Origin of the sequence: Pseudomonas sp. SJZ079, from assembly GCF_007993865.1 — a bacterium.
GTDB lineage: Bacteria > Pseudomonadota > Gammaproteobacteria > Pseudomonadales > Pseudomonadaceae > Aquipseudomonas.
Genome location: NZ_VIUH01000016.1, coordinates 96,567 through 117,248, shown reverse-complemented (window position 1 = coordinate 117,248; position 20,682 = coordinate 96,567). Strand labels below are relative to the sequence as shown.

The 20,682-nt window shown below is 62.0% G+C and carries 18 protein-coding genes; 6 read left to right on the top strand and 12 right to left on the bottom strand.

Features of this window, described 5'->3' with window-relative positions; translation table 11 throughout:
* Window positions 1–29 precede the first annotated feature (29 nt).
* The 5 genes from FBY03_RS15280 to FBY03_RS15260 all read right to left on the bottom strand — a co-directional run bounded on the left by FBY03_RS15280 (window position 30) and on the right by FBY03_RS15260 (window position 6,379).
* Entirely contained in the window at window positions 30–1,124 is a 1,095-nt protein-coding gene (locus tag FBY03_RS15280) for a polyamine ABC transporter substrate-binding protein (RefSeq protein WP_147173227.1), read from the bottom strand.
* A gap of 271 nt (window positions 1,125–1,395) precedes the next feature.
* Window positions 1,396–2,490, bottom strand: coding sequence for a polyamine ABC transporter substrate-binding protein (locus FBY03_RS15275; protein WP_147173226.1), 1,095 nt, complete (start codon window positions 2,488–2,490; stop codon window positions 1,396–1,398).
* A 162-nt stretch (window positions 2,491–2,652) separates the two neighbouring features.
* The gene (locus FBY03_RS15270; protein ID WP_147173225.1) at window positions 2,653–4,026 is read right to left on the bottom strand and encodes an aspartate aminotransferase family protein; all 1,374 of its coding nucleotides are present in this window, start codon (window positions 4,024–4,026) and stop codon (window positions 2,653–2,655) included.
* Window positions 4,027–4,224: 198 nt separating this feature from the next.
* Window positions 4,225–5,583 carry a glutamine synthetase family protein gene (locus tag FBY03_RS15265; protein WP_147173224.1) on the bottom strand — a complete coding sequence of 453 codons (1,359 nt, stop codon included), beginning with the start codon at window positions 5,581–5,583 and terminating at the stop codon, window positions 4,225–4,227.
* A gap of 43 nt (window positions 5,584–5,626) precedes the next feature.
* Window positions 5,627–6,379, bottom strand: coding sequence for a gamma-glutamyl-gamma-aminobutyrate hydrolase family protein (locus tag FBY03_RS15260; RefSeq protein WP_147173223.1), 753 nt, complete (start codon window positions 6,377–6,379; stop codon window positions 5,627–5,629).
* Between the two features lie 276 nt (window positions 6,380–6,655).
* Here FBY03_RS15260 and FBY03_RS15255 point away from each other — a divergent pair, with 276 nt between their 5' ends.
* The 5 genes from FBY03_RS15255 (at window position 6,656) to aguA (ending at window position 12,557) form a co-directional block, all read left to right on the top strand.
* Complete coding sequence (locus FBY03_RS15255) at window positions 6,656–8,035, top strand: glutamine synthetase family protein (RefSeq protein ID WP_147173222.1); 1,380 nt, start codon at window positions 6,656–6,658, stop codon at window positions 8,033–8,035.
* Between the two features lie 261 nt (window positions 8,036–8,296).
* Window positions 8,297–9,382 (top strand): extracellular solute-binding protein, encoded by a 1,086-nt coding sequence (locus FBY03_RS15250; protein WP_147173221.1) that lies wholly within the window; start codon window positions 8,297–8,299, stop codon window positions 9,380–9,382.
* Window positions 9,383–9,567: 185 nt separating this feature from the next.
* On the top strand, window positions 9,568–10,206 hold the full coding sequence (locus tag FBY03_RS15245; protein ID WP_147173220.1) for a TetR/AcrR family transcriptional regulator: 639 nt from the start codon (window positions 9,568–9,570) through the stop codon (window positions 10,204–10,206).
* 256 nt (window positions 10,207–10,462) lie between these two features.
* Window positions 10,463–11,341, top strand: a complete 879-nt coding sequence (gene aguB / locus FBY03_RS15240; protein WP_147173219.1) for an N-carbamoylputrescine amidase — start codon at window positions 10,463–10,465, stop codon at window positions 11,339–11,341.
* 109 nt (window positions 11,342–11,450) lie between these two features.
* Window positions 11,451–12,557, top strand: a complete 1,107-nt coding sequence (gene aguA / locus FBY03_RS15235; protein WP_147173218.1) for an agmatine deiminase — start codon at window positions 11,451–11,453, stop codon at window positions 12,555–12,557.
* Here the strand turns inward: aguA and FBY03_RS15230 are convergent.
* From FBY03_RS15230 to FBY03_RS15205, 6 genes are all read right to left on the bottom strand, one after another.
* Complete coding sequence (locus FBY03_RS15230; protein ID WP_147173217.1) at window positions 12,554–14,281, bottom strand: SulP family inorganic anion transporter; 1,728 nt, start codon at window positions 14,279–14,281, stop codon at window positions 12,554–12,556. The two genes, aguA and FBY03_RS15230, sit on opposite strands and share 4 nt — an antisense overlap.
* Window positions 14,281–15,144 carry an MBL fold metallo-hydrolase gene (locus FBY03_RS15225; RefSeq protein ID WP_147173216.1) on the bottom strand — a complete coding sequence of 288 codons (864 nt, stop codon included), beginning with the start codon at window positions 15,142–15,144 and terminating at the stop codon, window positions 14,281–14,283. Before FBY03_RS15225 ends, FBY03_RS15230 begins: the two co-directional genes overlap by 1 nt.
* 123 nt (window positions 15,145–15,267) lie before the next feature.
* Window positions 15,268–15,687: a DUF6691 family protein gene (locus tag FBY03_RS15220; protein WP_147173215.1), complete on the bottom strand. Its 420-nt coding sequence runs from the start codon at window positions 15,685–15,687 to the stop codon at window positions 15,268–15,270.
* 2 nt (window positions 15,688–15,689) lie between these two features.
* Window positions 15,690–16,121 (bottom strand): YeeE/YedE family protein, encoded by a 432-nt coding sequence (locus tag FBY03_RS15215; protein ID WP_147173214.1) that lies wholly within the window; start codon window positions 16,119–16,121, stop codon window positions 15,690–15,692.
* Window positions 16,118–16,444 (bottom strand): helix-turn-helix transcriptional regulator, encoded by a 327-nt coding sequence (locus FBY03_RS15210; RefSeq protein ID WP_147173213.1) that lies wholly within the window; start codon window positions 16,442–16,444, stop codon window positions 16,118–16,120. Before FBY03_RS15210 ends, FBY03_RS15215 begins: the two co-directional genes overlap by 4 nt.
* 370 nt (window positions 16,445–16,814) lie before the next feature.
* A complete protein-coding gene (locus FBY03_RS15205; RefSeq protein WP_147173212.1) occupies window positions 16,815–18,071 on the bottom strand; it encodes an OprD family porin in 1,257 nt (418 codons plus the stop codon).
* A gap of 667 nt (window positions 18,072–18,738) precedes the next feature.
* On the opposite strand from FBY03_RS15205, the gene FBY03_RS15200 reads away from it, so the two are divergent.
* A complete protein-coding gene (locus FBY03_RS15200) occupies window positions 18,739–19,152 on the top strand; it encodes a PilZ domain-containing protein (protein ID WP_147173211.1) in 414 nt (137 codons plus the stop codon).
* A 193-nt stretch (window positions 19,153–19,345) separates the two neighbouring features.
* Here FBY03_RS15200 and desA read toward each other — a convergent pair whose 3' ends face one another.
* The gene (gene desA, locus FBY03_RS15195; protein WP_147173210.1) at window positions 19,346–20,533 is read right to left on the bottom strand and encodes a delta-9 fatty acid desaturase DesA; all 1,188 of its coding nucleotides are present in this window, start codon (window positions 20,531–20,533) and stop codon (window positions 19,346–19,348) included.
* Between the last annotated feature and the right edge of the window lie 149 nt (window positions 20,534–20,682).

Here is a 20,682-nt window from a genome sequence, read left to right as displayed (position 1 = left end):
GTCCGACCCCGGCGGTCAGACGTTTGAAATCACCGACCCGATTTGACCTTGGTCCAGCTACGGGTCATGAGCCGCTGTACTTTCTTCGGCAACTCCGCCGAGATAAACAACTTGTCCAATACGCTTTGCGGCGGGTACACCGCCTCGTCGTTACGTACGTCCGGATCCATCAACTCACCGGCTTTGGGGTTGGGATTGGCGTAGCCGACGTAATCGCTGACCCCGGCAATCACCGCCGGCTCCAGCAGGTAGTTGATAAAGGCGTGGGCTTCCTTGACGTTCGCCGCATCGGCCGGAATGGCCAGCATGTCGAACCACAGGTTGGCGCCCTCTTTGGGAATCGCGTAGGCAATTTCAATGCCTTTACCGGCCTCTTCGGCGCGAGCTGCCGCTTGCAGCATGTCGCCAGAGAAACCGGCCGCCACGCAGATGTTGCCGTTAGCCAGGTCACCGATGTACTTGGACGAGTGGAAGTAGGTGACGTAAGGGCGCACGGCCAGCAGCTTGGCTTCCGCCTGGGCATAGTCGGCCGGATTTCTGCTATTCGGGTCGAGGCCCAGGTAGTTGAGCACTGCCGGAATCATCTCGTCGCCGGAGTCGAGGAAGCTCACCCCGCAGCTGCTGAGCTTCTTGATGTTCTGCGGCTCGAACAGCACCGCCCAGGAGTCGATCTTGTCGACGCCCAGCACTTGCTTGACCTTCTCGACGTTGTAGCCGATGCCGTTGGTGCCCCACAGGTAAGGCACGGCATATTGGTTGCCCGGGTCGTTGACCTGCAGCTGCTTGAGCAGTGCCGGGTCGAGGTTGTGCCAATTCGGCAGCTGGGCGCGGTCAAGCTTCTGGAAGGCACCGGCCTTGATCTGCTTGCCGAGGAAATGGTTGGAAGGCACCACCACGTCATAGCCGGAACGCCCGGCCAGTAGTTTGCCTTCAAGGGTTTCGTTGGAGTCGAACACGTCGTAGAGCGGTTTGATGCCCGTCGCCTGCTGGAACTCGGCGAGGGTGTTTTCACCGATGTAATCGCTCCAGTTGTAGATATGTACGGTCGACTCGGCCTGGGCCGTGGCCGCCAAGCCAAGCACCAGGGCACTGGCGGTCAGGGTTGTCGCGAAGGGAGTACGCATGCGTGAATCCTCTTTTATCGGGCTGCCCTGGAGGGGCTAGCTCTCTATCGGAAAAGTCTTTCTCTGCTCAGCCAGCCGCGACCGGCCAACCCGGACGGCACGGTAGCGCCGCGTTCCGCAGCCATGGCACAGATGATCGTGACTCGCTGAATGGCGCGCGCACTGGGGCGGCCAGTAGAGGTGTAGAACGCATGCAAGCTTCCTTATTATTGTTTGGGTTTCTGGCGGATCATCCCGCCAGAAACTGGGTACTACTTAGGATCTGGCGGAATTAACGTCCCGATTTCACCTTGGTCCAGCTACGCGTCATCGCGCGCTGCACTTTCGGGCTCAGCTCGGAAAAGGTGTAGAGCTTCTTCGAGGCTTCTTCGGTCGGATAGATACCCGGGTTGTTGCGAATTTCCTCCGACACCAACGCAGTGGCGGCGCTGTTGCCATTGGGGTAGGCCACGTAGTCGGAGATCGGCGCTATCACTTCCGGGGTGAGGATGTAGTTGAGGAAGGTATAAGCCTCGTCGGTGTTCTTGGCATCCGCCGGGATGGCCATCATGTCGAAGAAGGTGGCGGCGCCTTCTTTGGGGATCGCGTAGGCGACCGGTACGTTGTTCTTCGCTTCCTCGGCGCGGGCCTGGGCCTGGAACACGTCGCCGGACCAGCCAACCGCCACGCAGGTGTTGCCGTTAGCCAGGTCGGAAATGTACTTGGAGGAATGGAAGTAGGTGATGTACGGACGGACTTTCAGCAGCAGTGCCTCGGCTTTTTTCACGTCTGCCGGGCTTTTCGCGATCGGGTTCAGCCCCAGGTAATGCAGGGCGGCGGCGTAAATTTCCTCAGGCGCATCGAGCATGGAGACGCCACAGGACTTGAGCTTCGCCATGTTCTCCGGCTTGAACACCGCATCCCAGGAGTCGATCTTGTCGACGCCCAGCGCCGCCTTGACCTTTGCCGGGTTGTAGCCGATGCCGGTGGTACCCCACAGATAGGGGAAGGCGTACTGGTTGCCCGGATCGGCAGCTTCCAGCGCCTTCATCAGGTCCGGGTTGAGGTTTTTCCAGTTCGGCAGCTTGGACTTGTCCAGTTTCTGGAACACCCCAGCCTTGATCTGCTTGGCGAGGAACTGGTTGGACGGCACCACCACGTCGTAGCCCGAGCCGCCGGAGAGCATCTTGGCTTCCAGGGTTTCGTTGCTGTCGAAGACGTCGTAGACCACCTTGATGCCGGTTTCCTTCTCGAAGTTGGCGATGGTGTCTTCGGCGATGTAATCCGACCAGTTGTAGACGTGCAGTACTTTGTCCTCGGCCTGCGCGGTACTTGCTAAAGCGCCCACTAGGGACAGCGCGAGCAGGGTTTTGCCGAATGTTTTCATGCGTGCAGCTCCTGTTGTTGTAAAAGTTTTCCGCAAGATGGCGCAGCCCAGCCGCACCACCCTTCGGTGAGCCTGGCCAACGCACTGATGCAGTCTGGCAAGGTCATGCGACTCTTTACAACTTTCAGACATAACAAACCGAAAGCCATAAAGCGCTCTGCTTTAACCGCGCAGCGCCTCAGCGGTCAGGTCCAGGCATTTACGTGCCTTGTCCACCAGTTCATCGATCTCCGCCTTGCTGATCACCAGCGGCGGCGAAATGATCATGGTGTCGCCCACCGCGCGCATGATCAGACCGTTGTCGAAACAGTGACCGCGACAGATCATGCCCACCGCCGTCTCGCTCGGATAACGCTCGCGGGTCGCTTTGTTCTTCACCAATTCAATGGCGCCGAGCAGCCCTACGCCGCGTACTTCACCGACCAAGGGGTGGTCCGCCAGTTCACCTAGACGCTTCTGCAAGTACGGTGCCGTTTCCGTCTTGACCCGCTCGACAATTTTCTCGTCGCGCAGGATGCGAATATTTTCCAGTGCCACCGCCGCCGCTACCGGGTGCCCGGAATAGGTGAAGCCGTGGTTGAAATCGCCACCCTGGTTGAGCACTTCGACGATTGCGTCGCGCACGATCAGCCCGCCCATGGGGACGTAACCGGAGGTCAGGCCCTTGGCGATGGTCATCATGTCCGGCGTGAGGCCGTAGAAGTCGCTGCCGAACCATTCGCCGGTGCGGCCGAAGCCACAGATCACTTCGTCGGCGACAAACAGAATGTCGTACTTGGCGAGAATCTCGCGGATGCGCGGCCAGTAGCTGTCCGGCGGTACTATTACCCCGCCGGCGCCCTGAATCGGTTCGGCGATAAAGGCGCCGACGTTGTCTTCGCCCACTTCGAGAATTTTCTGCTCCAACTGATCGGCAGCCCAGATGCCGAACTCGTCCGGCGTCATATCGCCACCTTCACCGAACCAGTAAGGCTGCGGAATATGCACGATGCCCGGGATCGGCAGATCGCCCTGTTCGTGCATGGATTTCATGCCGCCCAGGCTGGCACCGGCCACGGTGGAGCCGTGATAGCCATTGATCCGGCTGATGATCACCTTTTTGTTTGGCTGGCCCTTCACCGCCCAGTAGTGGCGCACCATACGCAGCATGGTGTCGTTGCCTTCAGAGCCGGAGCCGGTGAAGAACACGTGGCTCATGCCGGCCGGGGCGATCTCGGCAATCACCTTGGCCAGTTCCAGGACCGGCGGGTGCGCGGTCATGAAGAAGGTGTTGTAGAACGGCAATTCCTGCATCTGCTTATAGGCCGCATCCGCCAGCTCCTTGCGCCCATAACCCACCGCCATGCACCACAGCCCGGCCATGCCGTCGAGAATCTTGTTGCCCTCGCTGTCCCACAGGTACACACCTTCGGCGTTGGTGATGATCCGCGGGCCCACTTCCGCCAGCTGCTTGTAATCGCTGAAGGGCGCCAAGTGATGCTCGCGGCTCATGGTCTGCCACTCGCGGGTTTTCGGGTTAGTTGTTTGGTTAGTCATATCAACACCTTTGATGGACGTTGTTTAAAACGTCGCGAGCGCAGGAGAGACAAGGCGGAAACAGACGAGGACGCGGAGTTTACGACTGTAAATGAGCATGATGCGCTCCGCTTACCCTTCGGGCCGTCCTGTGGACGTTCATCGGTAAAGCCGATGTCCGAGTCTGTTTTCAACGCAGTATCTCCGAGCGCAGTAGTTTTAAACCGACAACAGCAGGAACTCGCGCTCCCAGGAACTAATCACACGCTTGTAGTTTTCGTGTTCGGCGCGCTTCACCGCGACGTAGCCGCTGACGAACTTGCGGCCCAGGTATTCTTCCAGGGTCGCGCAAGTTTCCATGCGCTCCAGTGCGGCTTCCAGGGTCAGCGGCAGGCGCAGGTTGCGCCGCTCGTAACCGCGGCCGACCACCGGGGCACTCGGCTCGATCCCTTCGACCATGCCGATGTAGCCGCACAGCAGGCTGGCGGCCAGGGCCAGGTAGGGGTTGGCGTCGGCACCGGCCAGGCGGTTCTCGACCCGGCGACTCTGTGGCGTTGCATCGGGCACACGCAGACCGACGGTGCGATTTTCCTCGCCCCACTCGACGTTCACCGGCGCCGAGGTATCGGGCAGGAAGCGACGGAACGAGTTCACGTTAGGGGCGAACAGCGGCAAAATCTCGGGAATGAACTTCTGCAAGCCGCCGATGTGGTGGAGGAACAGCTCGCTCATCGAGCCATCATCGTTGGAGAAGATGTTCTTGCCGGTCTTCTTGTCGATGATGCTCTGGTGCAGGTGCATGGCACTGCCCGGCTGATCGGTGATCGGCTTGGCCATGAAGGTCGCCGCCACGTCGTGCTTCAGCGCGGCTTCGCGCATGGTGCGCTTGAACACCAGCACCTGGTCGGCCAGCGACAGCGGGTCACCGTGACGGAAGTTGATTTCCATCTGCGCCGGGCCTTCTTCGTGAATCAGCGTATCGAGATCCAGGCCCTGAATTTCGCACCAGTCGTACATGTCCTCGAACAGCGGGTCGAATTCGTTGGCCGCGTCGATGGAGAAGGACTGCCGACCGGTTTCCGGGCGGCCCGAGCGGCCGAGCGGCGCCTGCAGCGGAAAGTCCGGGTCTTCGCAACGCTTGGTCAGGTAGAACTCCATCTCGGGCGCGACTATCGGCTGCCAGCCTTTGTCGGCGTAGAGTCCCAATACCTTCTTGAGGATGTTGCGCGGCGACAACTCGATCGGGTTGCCCTGCTTGTCGTAGGTGTCGTGGATCACCTGGGCGGTCGGCTCCAGGGCCCAGGGCACCAGGAACACCGCGTTCTCGTCCGGGCGGCAGATCATGTCGATATCGGCCGGATCGAGCAGGGCGTAATAGATGTCGTCTTCGACGTAATCGCCGGTGACGGTTTGCAGCAACACACTCTCGGGAAGGCGCATGCCCTTCTCGTCGAGAAATTTATTGGTCGGCGAGATCTTGCCACGGGCGATGCCGGTAAGATCGCTGACCATGCATTCAACTTCGGTGATTTTGCGTTCTTTCAGCCAGCTGGAGAGCTGGTCTAATTTGGTGCTCATAGAGACCTCAGGGTTTAGAGAAGCCGACTTATGTATAGTCGGTTCAGCGTTGCCCCGCCCTCTTCCTGCAAGCCTCACCAAAGGCCTGGAAGATGGCGAGATAATTCGGATTGGATCGTACCTGCCACTCGGGATGCCATTGCACCCCCAGGGCGAAGCTTGGCGCACCTTCGACAGAGAAGGACTCGATCAACCCGTCAGGCGCCAGTGCTTCGACTCGAAGGCCCGGCGCCAGACGCTCAACGCCCTGACCATGAATGGAGTTGACGGTAATCTCGCTCGGCAAGCCGATACCGGCGAGTATGCCGCCCGGTTGCACCTGCAACGGGTGACGGGGTGCATACTGCACCTCGAGCGGCTGATTCTCGGGCTCGCGATGGTCCATAAAACCATCGAGTTCGTGCACCCTCTGGTGCAGGCTGCCGCCAAAGGCCACGTTCATTTCCTGAAAGCCGCGACAAATACCCAGCACCGGGATGCCCGCGGCTACAGCGGCCTTGATCAACGGCAGGCTGGTGCGATCACGCTCAGGATCATGCTGGGTGCCGGGCGCGCTGGCTGGCCCGCTATAATGATGGGGCTCGACGTTGGAGGGCGAGCCGGTGAACAGCAGGCCGTGCAGATTATCGAGCAGGGTGGCTTGGTCGATCAGCTCGCCCAGCGCCGGAATGATCAGCGGCAAGCCGCCGGCTCCGAGCACCACGGCCCGCAGGTACTTATCGCCGGCGATATGGTGGGAGTGCAGACCGATCTGCTTGGTGCAGGCGGTGACGCCGATTAACGGCAGATGCGACATGAGACACCCGTTTTATTGCTGTTATGGGTTTTAAGCGAGCTTAGCCTTGTTCATTTTTTTTCACAATAGTCATGTAAAAAATTGAACACACCCTGCTGAGCACCGCGCAGGCCAAGGCCGCGACGGACTAAGCGATGCCCTGAAACGCCCTAAAACTGGCCGCATCGCCCTTTTAAAGAGCAGATCAGGCGTCACTTGACAGCCACTGATGTTTAGGATTGACTCAACCTCGTGCATTTGCATGATTGATATTTTTAACAAAAAAGGTGTTGCATCATGTCGGTACCCCCGCGTGCCGTTCAGCTTAATGAAGCGAACGCGTTCCTTAAGGAACATCCTGAGGTCCAGTTCGTCGACCTTCTTATTGCAGATATGAATGGTGTGGTGCGCGGCAAGCGCATCGAACGCGCCAGCCTTCACAAGGTGTATGAAAAAGGCATCAATCTTCCCGCCTCTTTGTTTGCCCTGGATATCAACGGCTCCACGGTGGAAAGCACCGGCCTGGGCCTGGATATCGGCGACGCCGACCGTATCTGTTACCCCATCCCCAACACCCTGTGCAATGAACCCTGGCAGAAGCGCCCGACCGCGCAGCTGCTGATGACCATGCACGAGCTGGACGGCCAGCCTTTCTTCGCCGACCCGCGTGAGGTGTTGCGTCAGGTGGTACAGAAGTTCGACGAACTAGGCCTGATTATATGTGCCGCTTTCGAACTTGAGTTTTACCTGATCGACCAGGAGAACGTGAACGGCCGTCCGCAGCCGCCACGCTCGCCGCTTTCCGGCAAACGCCCGCACTCGACCCAGGTTTACCTGATCGACGACCTCGACGAATACGTCGACTGTCTGCAGGACATGCTGGAAGCCGCCAAGGAACAAGGCCTGCCGGCTGACGCCATCGTCAAGGAAAGCGCCCCGGCGCAATTCGAAGTCAACCTGCATCACACCAAGGATGCGCTGCTGGCCTGCGACCATGCGCTGCTGCTCAAGCGCCTGATCAAAAACATCGCCTACGACCACGAGATGGACTCGACCTTCATGGCCAAGCCCTACCCGGGTCAGGCGGGCAACGGTCTGCACGTGCATGTCTCGTTGCTCGACAAAGAAACCGGCAAGAATATTTTTACCTCCGAAGACCCGCTGCAGAGCGATGTACTGCGCCATGCTATCGGCGGCATCCTGGAGACCATGCCGGCGTCGATGGCCTTCCTCTGCCCGAACGTCAACTCGTACCGTCGCTTCGGCGCGCAGTTCTATGTGCCGAACGCTCCGAGCTGGGGCCTGGACAACCGCACCGTGGCCGTTCGCGTCCCCACCGGTAGCCCCGACTCGGTGCGTATCGAACAGCGCGTCGCCGGTGCCGATGCCAACCCCTACCTGATGATGTCGGCAATTCTCGCCGGTATTCATCATGGTCTGACCAACAAGATCGAGCCGGGTGAGCCGATCGAAGGCAACTCCTACGAGCAGCTGGAACAGAGCCTGCCGAACAACCTGCGCGATGCCCTGCGCGAGTTGGATGACAGCGAGGTGATGAACAAGTACATCGATCCTAAATACATCGACATCTTCGTCGCCTGTAAGGAAGCCGAGCTGGAAGAGTTCGAGACCACCATCTCCGACCTCGAGTACAACTGGTACCTGCACACCGTGTAAGTACGACCCGACGCCGGCCTTGAGCCGGCGTCGTTTTATCCGGTTCGACCTAGGGTCTGTTGCCGTTTCTCGCGGCAACGCGGCTCGCAATGAAACGGCAACAGACCCTAGCCCATTACCGCACACCTCGGCCGCGCGCCCATGCTCGTGGCGGATCGGCGCTGCCCGGCACACCGCCATCCCGCGCCCGCAACAGCCGAATCCAACGGCCACGCCGGATGGCGCGGCCCTACTGCATTCACTGCACTCAGGGAGATGCCCATGCCCCGCCTGTTCGCCGCGCTACTGCTCGCACTGACGCCCTTGCTGATAAACGCCAATGAAGCCGCTCAGCCGAAAGAGCGCGAGGAGATGATTCGCGTCTACAACTGGAACGACTACATCGCCCCGCAGGTACTCAAAGCCTTCGAAGCCGACACCGGCATCCGCGTCGAATACCACACCTTCAGCACCGATGCCGAGCTGAACCAGGCCCTGGCCAGTGGCGAAGCCATCGATATAGCCGTGCCCTCCAACGATGAGCTGCCGGCACTGATCAAGGCCGGCGCCCTGCAACCCCTGGACTTCAGCCTCCTGCCCAACCGCCGGCATCTAGACAAAGAGCTGCTGAGCAAACTGGCCGCGGTCGATCCGAACAACCGCTACGCGGCGCCCTACCTCTGGGGCATGGTTGGTCTGGCGATCAATACGCCGCAGGCCGAGGCCGCGTTCGGCGGACCGTTGCCGGAGAGCTGGAGTCTGCTGTTCGATGCCGAACACAGCAGTCGCCTGGCCAGCTGTGGCATCAGCGTACTGGATGCCCCGGATGAGACCCTCTCGCTGCTGCTCAACTACCAGGGCCGCAGGCTGACGCGCAGCGCGCCGAGCCGGATCGAACGCGCCAGCAAGCTGCTCGACGACCTGCGCCCGTACCTGAAATACGTCGACAGCGAGCGCTATATCGACGACCTCAACAACGGCCGACTGTGCGTGGCCATGGCCTGGGTCGGCGACGCCCTGGCCGCCGCCGATGCCGGGCAGCCGGTACGTTTTGTGGTACCGACGGAAGGCTCGGTGCTGTTTGTCGACAACCTGGTGATCCCCAGCAGCGCCCACCGCGCCGATCTCGCCCACCGCTTTATCGACTACCTGATGCAGCCGCAAGTCGCAGCGCTGATCACCGAGGAAACCCTCTACCCCAATGGCAACGCCGACTCCCAGGCTTTTCTCGTCGAGGCCTTGCGCGAGCAACCCGGTCTCTACCCGGATCGCGACACTAAACGCCGTCTATTTGCCCTGGAAGCCATGCCCGAGAAACATCGGATTGTCCGCGATAAGGTATGGGCACGCTTTCGCGATGGCCAGTAAAACGGCCCATAACCTGTAGGCTGGGTAGAGCGCAGCGAAACCCAGCACCGGACTTTGCTGGGTTTCGCCAAAAAAGCGGCTCTACCCAGCCTACGGGACATCCGCCGTTCATCCGCGGCGCATCCTGACTTGCCTGCTCGGCCCCGCTGACGTCCAATAGCGCGTCCCTTGTCGAGATGATCGCCATGCCGCGCCCCACCATTGCCCGCAAACCCCGCGCCAGCAGCCAGGCGCGCATCGCCGTGATCCTCGGCGCCGCCCGCGAGCTGCTCGCCGAACAGGGCGTCGCCAGCCTGTCGATTTACAGCGTGGCCGAGCGCGCGGCGATTCCGCCCTCCTCGGTCTATCACTTCTTCGCCAGCGTACCGGCCCTGCTCGAAGCGCTGACCGCGGACATTCACGCCGCGTTCCGCGCCTGCTTGCAGGCGCCCTTGGCACACGCCGAGCTGCGCGACTGGCGCGACCTGTCGCGCAGCGTCGAGCAACGCATGCTGGCGATCTATGCCGGCGATGCGGCGGCGCGCCAGTTGATTCTCGCCCAGCACGGCCTGAGCGAAGTCACCCAGGCCGACCGCCAGCACGACATCGAACTGGGCCGCCTGATGCAGTCGCTGTTCGAACGGCACTTTGTCCTGCCGCCATTGCCCAACGATGTGGATGTGTTCGCCCTGGCCATGGAGCTGGGTGATCGGGTCTACGCCCGCTCGGTCCAGCTGCATGGCCGCATCACCCCGCGCCTGGCCGAAGAAGGCATGCGCGTATTCGATGCCTACCTGGGCCTGTACCTGCCGCCCTTCCTGCCCAAGCGCAACGCACCACTCTAGCTCGAGGGCAATCCGGGCGAAGCGTTCCCGGATTACATCCGAGCTACAGCTCTAGTCGCCACGACAAATACAGATATTTATCTGCTTTTTAATCGACTATTAGCTTTCAATAGAAAAAATACGCTTTTAAAGCAGATTTATATCGACTATAAAGTCATACACCCACTCGGCAGACCCAGGTCCGCCGACCCGGCACCATCATCGGTCGTCTGCTAGGTTGTTACGGCCACCGCTCATTGCTCTTACGAGGTGTTCCATGTCCCGCATCGTCACCGTCGCCGCCACCCAGATGGCTTGTTCCTGGGATCGCGCCGCCAACATCGCCAACGCCGAGAAGCTGGTACGCCAAGCCGCCGCCAAAGGCGCGCAGATCATCCTGATTCAGGAACTGTTCGAGACCCCGTATTTCTGCCAGAAGCCGAACCCGGACTACCTGCAGCTGGCCACCACCGTGGACGCCAACGAAGCCATCGCGCACTTCCAGAAAGTCGCCAAGGAGCTCGAGGTGGTGCTGCCGATCAGCTTCTTCGAGCTGGCCGGTCGCGCGCGCTACAACAGCATCGCGATCATCGATGCCGACGGCAAAAACCTCGGTATCTACCGCAAGAGCCACATCCCGGACGGCCCCGGCTACCACGAGAAGTACTACTTCAACCCGGGCGATACCGGCTTCAAGGTATGGAACACCCGCTACGCCAAGATCGGCGTGGGTATCTGCTGGGACCAGTGGTTCCCCGAGTGCGCGCGCAGCATGGCCCTGCTCGGTGCAGAAATCCTGTTCTACCCGACCGCCATCGGCAGCGAGCCGCATGACCCGAACATCACCTCGCGCGAGCATTGGCAGCGCGTGCAGCAGGGCCACGCCGGCGCCAACCTGATGCCGCTGGTGGCCTCCAACCGCATCGGCAAGGAAGAGCAAGGCGACTACGACATCACCTTCTACGGTTCATCCTTTATCGCCGATCAGTTCGGCGCCAAGGTCGAGGAACTCAACCAGACCGAGGAAGGCGTGCTGGTGCACAGCTTCGACCTCGACCAGCTGGAGCATACCCGCAGCGCCTGGGGCAGCTTCCGCGACCGTCGACCGAACCTCTATGGGCCGATCAAGACCCTGGACGGCGCGCTGGAGTCCTGACCCTCTCCACCTGTGGGAGTGGCCTTGGCCGCGATTGTGCGCTGATCGCGGCCAAGGCCGCTCCCACATAGCTTTAGCCCTATCAGGCTCAGTTTCAGCAGGTGAATCCATGACGACCCTCAACAGCACCCCGCGCGCCGACGGCTTTCGCATGCCGGCCGAGTGGGAACCCCACAGCCAGACCTGGATGGTCTGGCCCGAGCGCCCGGACAACTGGCGCCTCGGTGGTAAACCGGCACAAGCGGCCTTCACCGCAGTGGCCAAGGCCATCGCCGACTTCGAGGCGGTCACCGTCTGCGTCTCGGCCGGCCAGTACGAGAACGCCCGCGCACGGCTCGACCACGGCAATATCCGCGTGGTCGAGATCAGCAGCAATGACGCCTGGGTGCGCGACACCGGGCCGACTTTCGTCACCGGTCAGGACGGCGAAGTCCGCGGCGTAGACTGGGTCTTCAACGCCTGGGGCGGCTTCGACGGCGGCCTCTACTCGCCGTGGAACCACGACGACCAGGTGGCCAGCAAGATCCTCGAGATCGAGCGTTGCGCCCGCTATCGCAGCGAAGGCTTCGTGCTGGAGGGTGGCTCGATCCACGTCGACGGCGAGGGCACCCTGATCACCACCGAGGAATGCCTGCTCAACCGCAATCGCAACCCGCACCTGGATCGCGAAGAAATCGAACAGGTGTTGCGCGAACACCTGGCCATCGACCGCGTGATCTGGCTGCCGGACGGCCTGTTCAACGACGAGACCGATGGCCACGTCGACAATTTCTGCTGCTACGTGCGCCCGGGCGAAGTGCTGCTGGCCTGGACCGACGACGAGCACAACCCCAACTACCCACGCTGCCAGGCAGCCATGCGGGTGCTGGAAGCGGCGCGCGATGCTCGCGGCCGTCAGCTGCTCGTGCACAAAATGCCGATCCCCGGGCCGCTGCACGCCACGGCCGAGGAGTGCGCCGGCGTCGACCTGGCCGCCGGCACCCAGGAGCGTGATCCCTCGGTGCGTCTGGCCGGCTCCTACGTCAATTTCCTGATCGTCAACGGCGGCATCATCGCGCCGAGCTTCAACGACCCGCTGGACGAAGAAGCGCGCGCCATCCTGCAACGCCTGTTCCCCGAACACCGCGTGGTGATGGTGCCTGGCCGGGAGATCCTCCTCGGCGGCGGCAATATCCACTGCATCACCCAGCAACAACCGGCGCCGCAATACGCTTAACCGGCCTCGCGAGACTGCGCGCGCTGGGTACTCTCAGGGTCCAGCGCGCGCAACGCCTCATACTGACTGACGAACACCCGCCCGCCGAAGCGCTCGAGGAAATTCGAACGCTTGAGCTGATCCATCACCGGCCCCTTCACCTCCGACAGATGCAACTGCACCCCGGCACTGTGCAGACGCTCGACTATGGCCTCCAGGCTGTCCAGCGCACTGGCGTCGATCAGGTTGACGCCCGGGCACATCAGCACCAGATGACGCACCAACGGCCGCGTCGCGATCAGCTCGCCGATGCGCTCCTCGAGGTAGCGCGCGTTAGGGAAATACAGGCTCTCGTCGACCCGCAGCGACAGTACGCTGGGACTCTCCACCACGGCAAAACGCAGGATATTACGAAAGTGCTCGCTGCCCGGCAGCTGGCCGACCACCGCCATATGCGGGCGACTGGTGCGCCAGAGAAACAACAACAAGGACAACCCCACACCCAGAAGAATGCCGGCCTCGACGCCGAGCAGCAGCACACCGCCCAGGGTAGCGAGCTGCGCCGCGCCGTCCGCTCGGGAAAAGTGCCAGGTATGCCGTAGCGCGCCGAGGTCGACCAGGCCGAGCACCGCCACGATAATCGCCGCCGCCAGCACCGCCTGCGGCAGGTCATGCAGCCAAGGAGTGAGCAGCAACGCGCTGATGGCGACACCGAAGGCGCTCAACGCGCCGGCCATGGGCGTCTGCGCGCCGGCCTCGAAATTCACCATCGAACGGGAGAAGCTTCCGGTCACCGGCATGCTGGCGCTGAACGCTGCCGCCAGGTTGGCTGCGCCGAGACCGAGCAATTCGCGATCCGGGGCGATGCGCTGACGGCGCTTGGCCGCCAGGGTCTGCGCCACCGACACCGATTCGACGAAACCTATCAGGCTGATCAGCGCCGCAGCCGGTAACAGCTGCCGCATCAGCGCCAGATCCAGGGTTGGCAGCACTAGCGTCGGTAATCCACGGGGAACCGCCCCGACCACCTGAACCCCGGCCTGCTCCAGCTGCAGAGCGCCGACCACCAGCACCGCCAGGACGATCGCCAGCACCGGCCCAGCCTTGGCCAGGTTACCCGCCAGGGCCGGAGCGACGCCAAGACGGGTGAGCGCCGCCTTCGAGTGCGCGCGCACCCACCAGAGCAACAGCAGGCTGCTGGCGCCGATCGCCAGGGTCGGCAGATGAGTCTGCGGCACGCCCTCAAGCAGCGCGGGCAGCAGCTGCGGCAGGGCCTGGCCGGCGGCCGGGATACCGAGGATGTGCTTGAGCTGTCCCAGCGCAATCAACAAGCCGGCGGCGCTGATAAAACCGGAGATCACTGGATGGCTAAGGAAATTAGCGAGAAAGCCCAGGCGCAACAGCGCCATGCCGAACAGCAGCAGCGCCGACAATAGCGCCAGCAGCGTGGCCGCCCCCAGGTACTCGACGCTGCCCGGAGGAAACAGCGGACCCAGGGCGGCGGCAGTCATCAGCGACACAACCGCCACCGGGCCGACCGCCAGGGTGCGGCTGGAGCCGAACAGGGCGTAGGCCAGCAGCGGCAGGATGCTGGCATACAGCCCGGTCACCGGCGGCAGGCCGGCCAACATGGCGTAGGCCAGGCTCTGCGGAATCAGCATCAGGGTGACGATCAGTGCGGCTATCGCATCGTGGCCCGCAATTCTGCGGTTGTAGCCGCGCAACCAGTCCGGGCGCCAGCGCATCAAAGCACATCCACTGGAATTTTCAGGTAACGCGTGCCGTTGTCCTCGGCCGGCGGCAACTCGCCGGCACGCATGTTGACCTGCACCGCGGGCAGGATCAGGGCAGGCACATGGAGTTCGGCATCGCGGGCGCGGCGCATGGTCACGAAGGTCTGTTCATCGATGCCGTCGCGCACGTGCACGTTGTCGGCGCGCTGCTCGGCCACCGTCGTCTGGTAGCGATGATGATCGCGGCCCGGCGCCTTGTAATCGTGACACATGAACAAGCGGGTCTCGCCCGGCAGTTCGAACAGCCTGCGGATCGAACGGTACAGACTGCGTGCATCACCACCGGGAAAGTCGCAACGGGCGGTACCGTAATCGGGCATGAACAGGGTGTCACCGACGAAAGCAGCATCGCCGATCAGGTAGGTCATGCACCCCGGAGTATGCCCCGGGGTGTGCAGGGCACGCGCGGGGATAGCACCGATGCTGAAACTGTCGCCATCACGGAACAACCGATCGAACTGGCGCCCATCGGTGGCGAACTCACTGCCGGTATTGAACAGCTTGGCGAAGGTTTCCTGAACCACGGTGACCCGCTCGCCAATGGCCAGCCGCCCGCCCAGTTGATGTTTGAGGTGAGCTGCGGCGGACAGATGATCGGCATGCACATGGGTTTCCAGCAGCCAGTCCAGCGTCAACCCCAGTTCACGCACATGCTCGAGCACGCGTGCGGCACTGCCCAGCGAGGTGCGCCCGGCGGCCGGGTCGTAATCCAGCACCGGATCGATGATGGCGCAGCGTTTGCTGGCCGGATCGCTGACCACATAGCTGTAAGTGGAGGTGGCGGCATCGAAGAACGCGACAATTTCAGGCGACATGACAACTCCTCAGCGCAGCGGCCCGCAAGCCGTCCGCAAAACAGACACTAGCCGCTTACAGCCGTTGATGCCCAGCGGTGAGCGGCGACACGCAGGCTGTGCTCTAACCTTGCAACAGTGCGGCTACGCCCCGCGCCGGCGCTCCAGCGCAGTGAACAGCAGCATTCCTACCAGCATGGCCAGAACGAACAGCACGCCCTGCCAGTAACCGCTGAACAGGATAACCAGCGCAGGTCCCGGGCACAGACCGGCGATGCCCCAGCCGATGCCGAACAGCAGGCTGCCAGCGATCAACCGCGGATCCAGCTCCCGCTTGATCGGCAACTGCATGGGCGCACCCAACAGCGAGCTTGAGCGCCGCCCGGCCCAGGCCAGAGGCGCCGCCGCGACGCCGATGGCCGCGACCATCACCAGCAACAGCGAGGGGTCCCATGCCCCCGCCAGGTCGAGAAAGCCGAGCACCTTGCTCGGATTGGTCATGCCGGAGAGCAGCAGGCCGATGCCGAACACCAGCCCGGCCAACAATGCAGTCAATTTGCGCATGCTCAACCTCCGGATAGGTGACGCAGGACGAAGACCGTGGCGAACCCACTGGCCATGAAACCGGCTGTCGCCACCAGCGAGCGTGGCGACAGCCGCGAGACGCCGCACACGCCATGCCCGCTGGTGCAGCCGGAGCCGTAGCGGGTGCCGAGCCCGACCAGCAGCCCCGCGATCAGCGGACTCAACCAGCCGACCTGGAACTCGATCACCGGCATCGCCGCGAACAGGCCCCAGAGCAGCGGTGCCAGTAGCAGACCCAGCAGGAACAGGGCCTTCTCCGCGCGCCCTTCACCGCCCTGCAGCACCGCGCCCAACAGGCCGCTGATACCGGCAATGCGCCCGTTCAACAGCACGAACAGGCTGGCGGCCAGGCCGATCAGAGCGCCGCCGGCCAAGGCACTCCACGGCGTGAAGTGGACCCAGTCGATACTCATGACGTTTCGCCGACACAGAACAACTGATACAGGGTGCCGATCACCGCCAACGCAGCCGGGCTACTGATCCGATAATAGACCTGCTTACCCTCGCGCCGGGTTGCCACCAGCGCCTCACGGCGCAAGACCGCCAGTTGCTGCGACAACGTCGGCTGGAGGATGCCCAGCTGACTTTCCAGCTCGCTGACGTTGCGCTCGCCTTGCGCGAGCTGGCACAGCAGCAACAGCCGGTCGGGGTTGGCCAACGCCTTGAGCAACTGACCGGCGGCATCGGCGTTGGTGCGCAACTGCTGAAGATCGAGAGTGGTTTCGTCGGGAGTCATGGCGGCACGATCAATTAATGTAAATACAATATATTTTTTTATATATTGAATGACAAGAGCCCAGCAAGCCATGCACGCCGCGCTATGTGCAACCTTGGTCACGGCAATTTTTGTCGCCTGCTCGCGGCCAAACCGTCCAGCTCAGAACGGCGCATAACGGCGTAGCCCGGATGCAATCCGGGGACATCCAGCGCCTGGCAAACCGCTCCCGGACTGCATTGGGGCTACGCGCCGCGCGTTATAAGCTGTGACAGGGCGAAGCCTGCTCACGGACCTCGGAGACAAAAAAGCCCGGAACAAAGTCCGGGCTCGAGGATCGCGATCACGACTGAAAAGGATGCAACCGTTCAGCCGAGCGGCGACGCCGTCATCAGAACAGCGGCAGGCTGTAGCTGATGATCAGGCGGTTCTCGTCGAGGTCGTTGCCGACGTTCGAGCGCACGGTAGCGTTACGCAGGCGAATGCCGAGGTTCTTCAGCGCGCCGTCCTGGAACACGTACATCAGCTCGCTGTTGCGCTCCCACTCCTTGCCTTCGCCAGCTGCGTTCAGCCGGTCGATGTTGTCGCCGTTGAGGTAGCGGGTCATGAAGGTCAGGCCGGGAATGCCCAGGCCGGCGAAGTTGTAGTCGTAGCGCAGCTGGTAGGACTTTTCGTCCTTGTTGGCGAAATCGCCGATCTGCACGTAGTTGACCAGGAACGGGTCGGTGCCGTTGATGTAGGCGTAGCCGGTGTCGCCGCTCATCTTCTGGTAACCCAGGCCGAAGCTGTGGAAGCCCAGGCCATAGGTGAACATGGCGCCGAAGGCCTTGTTGTCGACGTTGCTTGCGCCGTCATCGGTGGAGCGGGCGTAACGCAGGTCGGTCTTCAGGCTCTGCTTGTCGGCGATCGGCAGCACGTGCACCAGGTTGACGATGTGCTGCTTGTACAGCTGCTCCAGCTCGCCGTAGTGGTAGGCGCCGGTCAGGCTGTCGGTCAGCTTGTAGCTGAGGCCGGCGAAGTTGAAATCGTCGCCCTGATTACCCTTGCCGGTGAACTTGAAGTTGCGCTTGGCGCCAGAGTTCAGGCTGAGGTCCTGGAAGTCGGTGGAGTCGCGCTGGTTGAGCTCGCGCAGCTGGCCGGCATCGAGGGTCAGGCCGTCGATCTCCTGGCTGTTCAGGTGAGCGCCGAGGAAGGTCTGCGGCAGCAGGCGCGAATCGTTGGCAGCCACTGTGGGCAGCTTGGGCATCAAGCCGCCGATCTTGGCCACGGTCTTGGAGGCCTTGACCTTGAGCGTGGCGGTGGCTTCCGAGTACTCGCCCGGGCCTTCGTCGCCGAAGCTGTTGGGCAGCAGGTTGGTGCCGGCGCGCTCGTCGGAGGAGTCGAGCTTCAGGCCCAGACCGGCATAGGCGTCCAGGCCGAAACCGACGGTGCCCTCGGTGAAGCCGGATTCGGCCTTGAAGATAAAGCCCTGGGCCCATTCTTCACGCTTGGACTGCTGCGCCGCAGTGGTGTCGCGCAGGTCGCGGTTGAAGTAGAAGTTGCGCAGATCCAGGCTGGCCTTGCTGTCCTTGATGAACTCGGCATTGGCGAACTGGCTCAGGGACAGGGTGGCAACGGCTACAGCCAGCGCCAGGGAGGTCTTTCTCATTATGCTTTACTCCAGTGTTTTAAGGGCGTCACTTCGGTTGCTGCACCGGGATTACGCGAAGCAGCGGGCGCAGACCGAATTCGTTCGATCACCCACCGGGACTCCCCTCACGAGCAGCCGCGCAGGCGCCGGAGCAGGTGAGTCATGCGGTGGGTGAAGGGTGTCAGGGTCGTGTGTCGGGGCACGCAACCGAAAAATTATGCGACTGTTTTGTGACAGTTTGAGGTGACCAGGTGAGTTTCATCGGCGCAGATCTCGGTATTTTTATTGTGTGCCGGCCAGGGAGCCAGCTTTAGGTCTGCAAAGCCTTAGGCAGATACTGTGCCAGCTGTCGATAGGCGCCAGAGAGCCGCTCTATTTCGCTATACCGCGAACGGCTGCAGGCTCTGCGGCGCAATCATGCAAAGAAAAAACAAGCGGATTTTTGCCGAAAAATACATAGGTATCGGCGGATTATCGCCAAGACCAGCAGGCCTGGCGGCATGGCCTGAGTCGTGCTTGCCGGAGCCGGCAGACTCAACTAGCGTCGACAGTAAGGACTGCCTGCGCAACGGGGCAGCACGTGAACACAGGAGATGGCTGGAGTTACTGGGCAAGATGGGCCCGTCCATGGATGCGAGTGAAGCGATTCCCTTTGGGCCACCGGCCAAAGTAGGAGGGATTGACTATGCGTCTGTTCATCCGACACCCCACGGACGTGCCGATTGAGATTCAGGATGCTCCCGAGCATGGCTATGTCCAACAAGCCACTCAGGATATCGGCTTTGGCGGACTGGCCTTCGTTTCCACTAAAGCCTTCGAACCAGAGCATCTGATCGCGTTGCGGATTCCCTGCTTGCGACCGGCCTTCGAGGTGGCCATGGCCCGTGTCACCTGGTGCCATCGCAACAACGGCCACTTTGCCATCGGCGTGGAGTTTCTCGACTCGGCCGAGGCGTTCCGGGTGCGCATGGTCGAGCAGATCTGTCACATCGAGAGCTACCAGCGCGAGGTCGAGCAACGCGAGGGCCGCCACCTCACGGCCGAACAGGCCGCCGAGGAATGGATCAGCCGCCACGCCTCGTCGTTCCCCGACCCCTGAGCCCGGACCTTACTTGAGCGGTGCCGGCGCGGACTCGTTGCGGACGCTCAACGTCCTGCTCGGCCGCCAAACCGGAAACAGGCACGCCTGGCGCAGCAATAAGAAACCCGCCAAAAAGGCGGGTTATGAACAGCTGCTCCAACGAGAGCCCTTCACACCGCGGCACCACCAACGGGCACCGCAGCTAGGGTACTCAGGCCAGCGCGGCGGGACGCAGCGAGTAGGTCTTCAGCTGCTCGGCGAATTCGCGCAGCGACTGGATGCCGCTGGCTTCCGCCTCATGCACCCACAGCTTGATCGCCTCGAGCATGTCGTGACCATTGCTGCTGGTTTTGACCCAGATCTGCTGCAGGGCCAGGCGCTTCTCATAGATCACCTTGAGCGCTTGGCTCTGCGCCAGCATGGCGTCGATGCGCACCTGTTGCTGGTCTTGCAGCAGGCTCGGCTCACGCGCCAGCAGGCGCTTGGCGCGATGGAACTGGTGGCGCACCGAGGCATCGGCCTTGGCCAGCTCCTGCTTGACCAACGGCGCAATCACCAACTTGCGGTACTGCGCCATGATCTGGAAGCGGTTGTTGAGGATGGCCATGGCGGTGTCCATGTCCAGCTGGCGCTTGCCCTCGACGCGGTGGGCGATCGGCGCGACGCGCTGCACCTTGGCCAGACCGAACAGGCTGAGCAGCTGAATCCAGGCCCAGCCCATGTCGAACTCCCATTTGCGCACCGACAACTTGGCCGAGTTCGGGTAGGTGTGGTGATTGTTGTGCAGCTCTTCGCCGCCGATCAGGATGCCCCAGGGCAGCAGGTTGGTCGCCGCATCGCGGCATTCGAAGTTGCGATAGCCCACCGCATGCCCGAGGCCATTGATCACCCCCGCTGCCCACACCGGGATCCACATCATCTGGATCGCCCACACGGTGATGCCAATGACGCCGAACAACGCCAGGTCAATGATCGCCATCAGCGTCACACCGCCGGTGGTGAAGCGCGAATAGACATTGCGCTCGATCCAGTCGTCCGGGCAGTTCTTGCCGTAGATGCGCAGGGTTTCCGGGTTCTTTGCCTCTTCCTGATAGAGCTCGGCGCCCGTGCGCAACACCGTGCCCAGGCCCTTGATCACCGGGCTGTGCGGGTCATCGGCGGTTTCGCATTTGGCATGGTGCTTGCGGTGAATGGCGGTCCACTCGCGGGTGTTCTGACCGGTGCTGAGCCACAGCCAGAAGCGGAAGAAGTGTTTAACTGCCGGATGCAGTTCGAGCGCGCGATGCGCGGAATAACGGTGCAAGTACACCGTGACGCTGACGATGGTCACGTGCGTCATCAACAAGATGACAGCGACCAGCTGCCACACCGACAGGTCGAGAAAACCGTTGTACCACATGGAGTCGAGTGCCTCTAAAAGTAAGACGCGGCTTGTCCAACAATCCCAAGCCGTGTTGCATTATCACCGACACGGATCAGAAAACCAGTTGGTCTTTTGGATAAGAATGTTGCCGCCGTGCCGATCTATATACTGGCCAGCGGATAAAA

Coding starts and splice junctions, on each gene's coding strand:
- FBY03_RS15280 (WP_147173227.1), bottom strand. CDS start 1,124: ATGCGTACTCCCTTCGCGACAACCCTGACCGCCAGTGCCCTGGTGCTT.
- FBY03_RS15275 (WP_147173226.1), bottom strand. CDS start 2,490: ATGAAAACATTCGGCAAAACCCTGCTCGCGCTGTCCCTAGTGGGCGCT.
- FBY03_RS15270 (WP_147173225.1), bottom strand. CDS start 4,026: ATGACTAACCAAACAACTAACCCGAAAACCCGCGAGTGGCAGACCATG.
- FBY03_RS15265 (WP_147173224.1), bottom strand. CDS start 5,583: ATGAGCACCAAATTAGACCAGCTCTCCAGCTGGCTGAAAGAACGCAAA.
- FBY03_RS15260 (WP_147173223.1), bottom strand. CDS start 6,379: ATGTCGCATCTGCCGTTAATCGGCGTCACCGCCTGCACCAAGCAGATC.
- FBY03_RS15255 (WP_147173222.1), top strand. CDS start 6,656: ATGTCGGTACCCCCGCGTGCCGTTCAGCTTAATGAAGCGAACGCGTTC.
- FBY03_RS15250 (WP_147173221.1), top strand. CDS start 8,297: ATGCCCCGCCTGTTCGCCGCGCTACTGCTCGCACTGACGCCCTTGCTG.
- FBY03_RS15245 (WP_147173220.1), top strand. CDS start 9,568: ATGCCGCGCCCCACCATTGCCCGCAAACCCCGCGCCAGCAGCCAGGCG.
- aguB (WP_147173219.1), top strand. CDS start 10,463: ATGTCCCGCATCGTCACCGTCGCCGCCACCCAGATGGCTTGTTCCTGG.
- aguA (WP_147173218.1), top strand. CDS start 11,451: ATGACGACCCTCAACAGCACCCCGCGCGCCGACGGCTTTCGCATGCCG.
- FBY03_RS15230 (WP_147173217.1), bottom strand. CDS start 14,281: ATGCGCTGGCGCCCGGACTGGTTGCGCGGCTACAACCGCAGAATTGCG.
- FBY03_RS15225 (WP_147173216.1), bottom strand. CDS start 15,144: ATGTCGCCTGAAATTGTCGCGTTCTTCGATGCCGCCACCTCCACTTAC.
- FBY03_RS15220 (WP_147173215.1), bottom strand. CDS start 15,687: ATGCGCAAATTGACTGCATTGTTGGCCGGGCTGGTGTTCGGCATCGGC.
- FBY03_RS15215 (WP_147173214.1), bottom strand. CDS start 16,121: ATGAGTATCGACTGGGTCCACTTCACGCCGTGGAGTGCCTTGGCCGGC.
- FBY03_RS15210 (WP_147173213.1), bottom strand. CDS start 16,444: ATGACTCCCGACGAAACCACTCTCGATCTTCAGCAGTTGCGCACCAAC.
- FBY03_RS15205 (WP_147173212.1), bottom strand. CDS start 18,071: ATGAGAAAGACCTCCCTGGCGCTGGCTGTAGCCGTTGCCACCCTGTCC.
- FBY03_RS15200 (WP_147173211.1), top strand. CDS start 18,739: ATGCGTCTGTTCATCCGACACCCCACGGACGTGCCGATTGAGATTCAG.
- desA (WP_147173210.1), bottom strand. CDS start 20,533: ATGTGGTACAACGGTTTTCTCGACCTGTCGGTGTGGCAGCTGGTCGCT.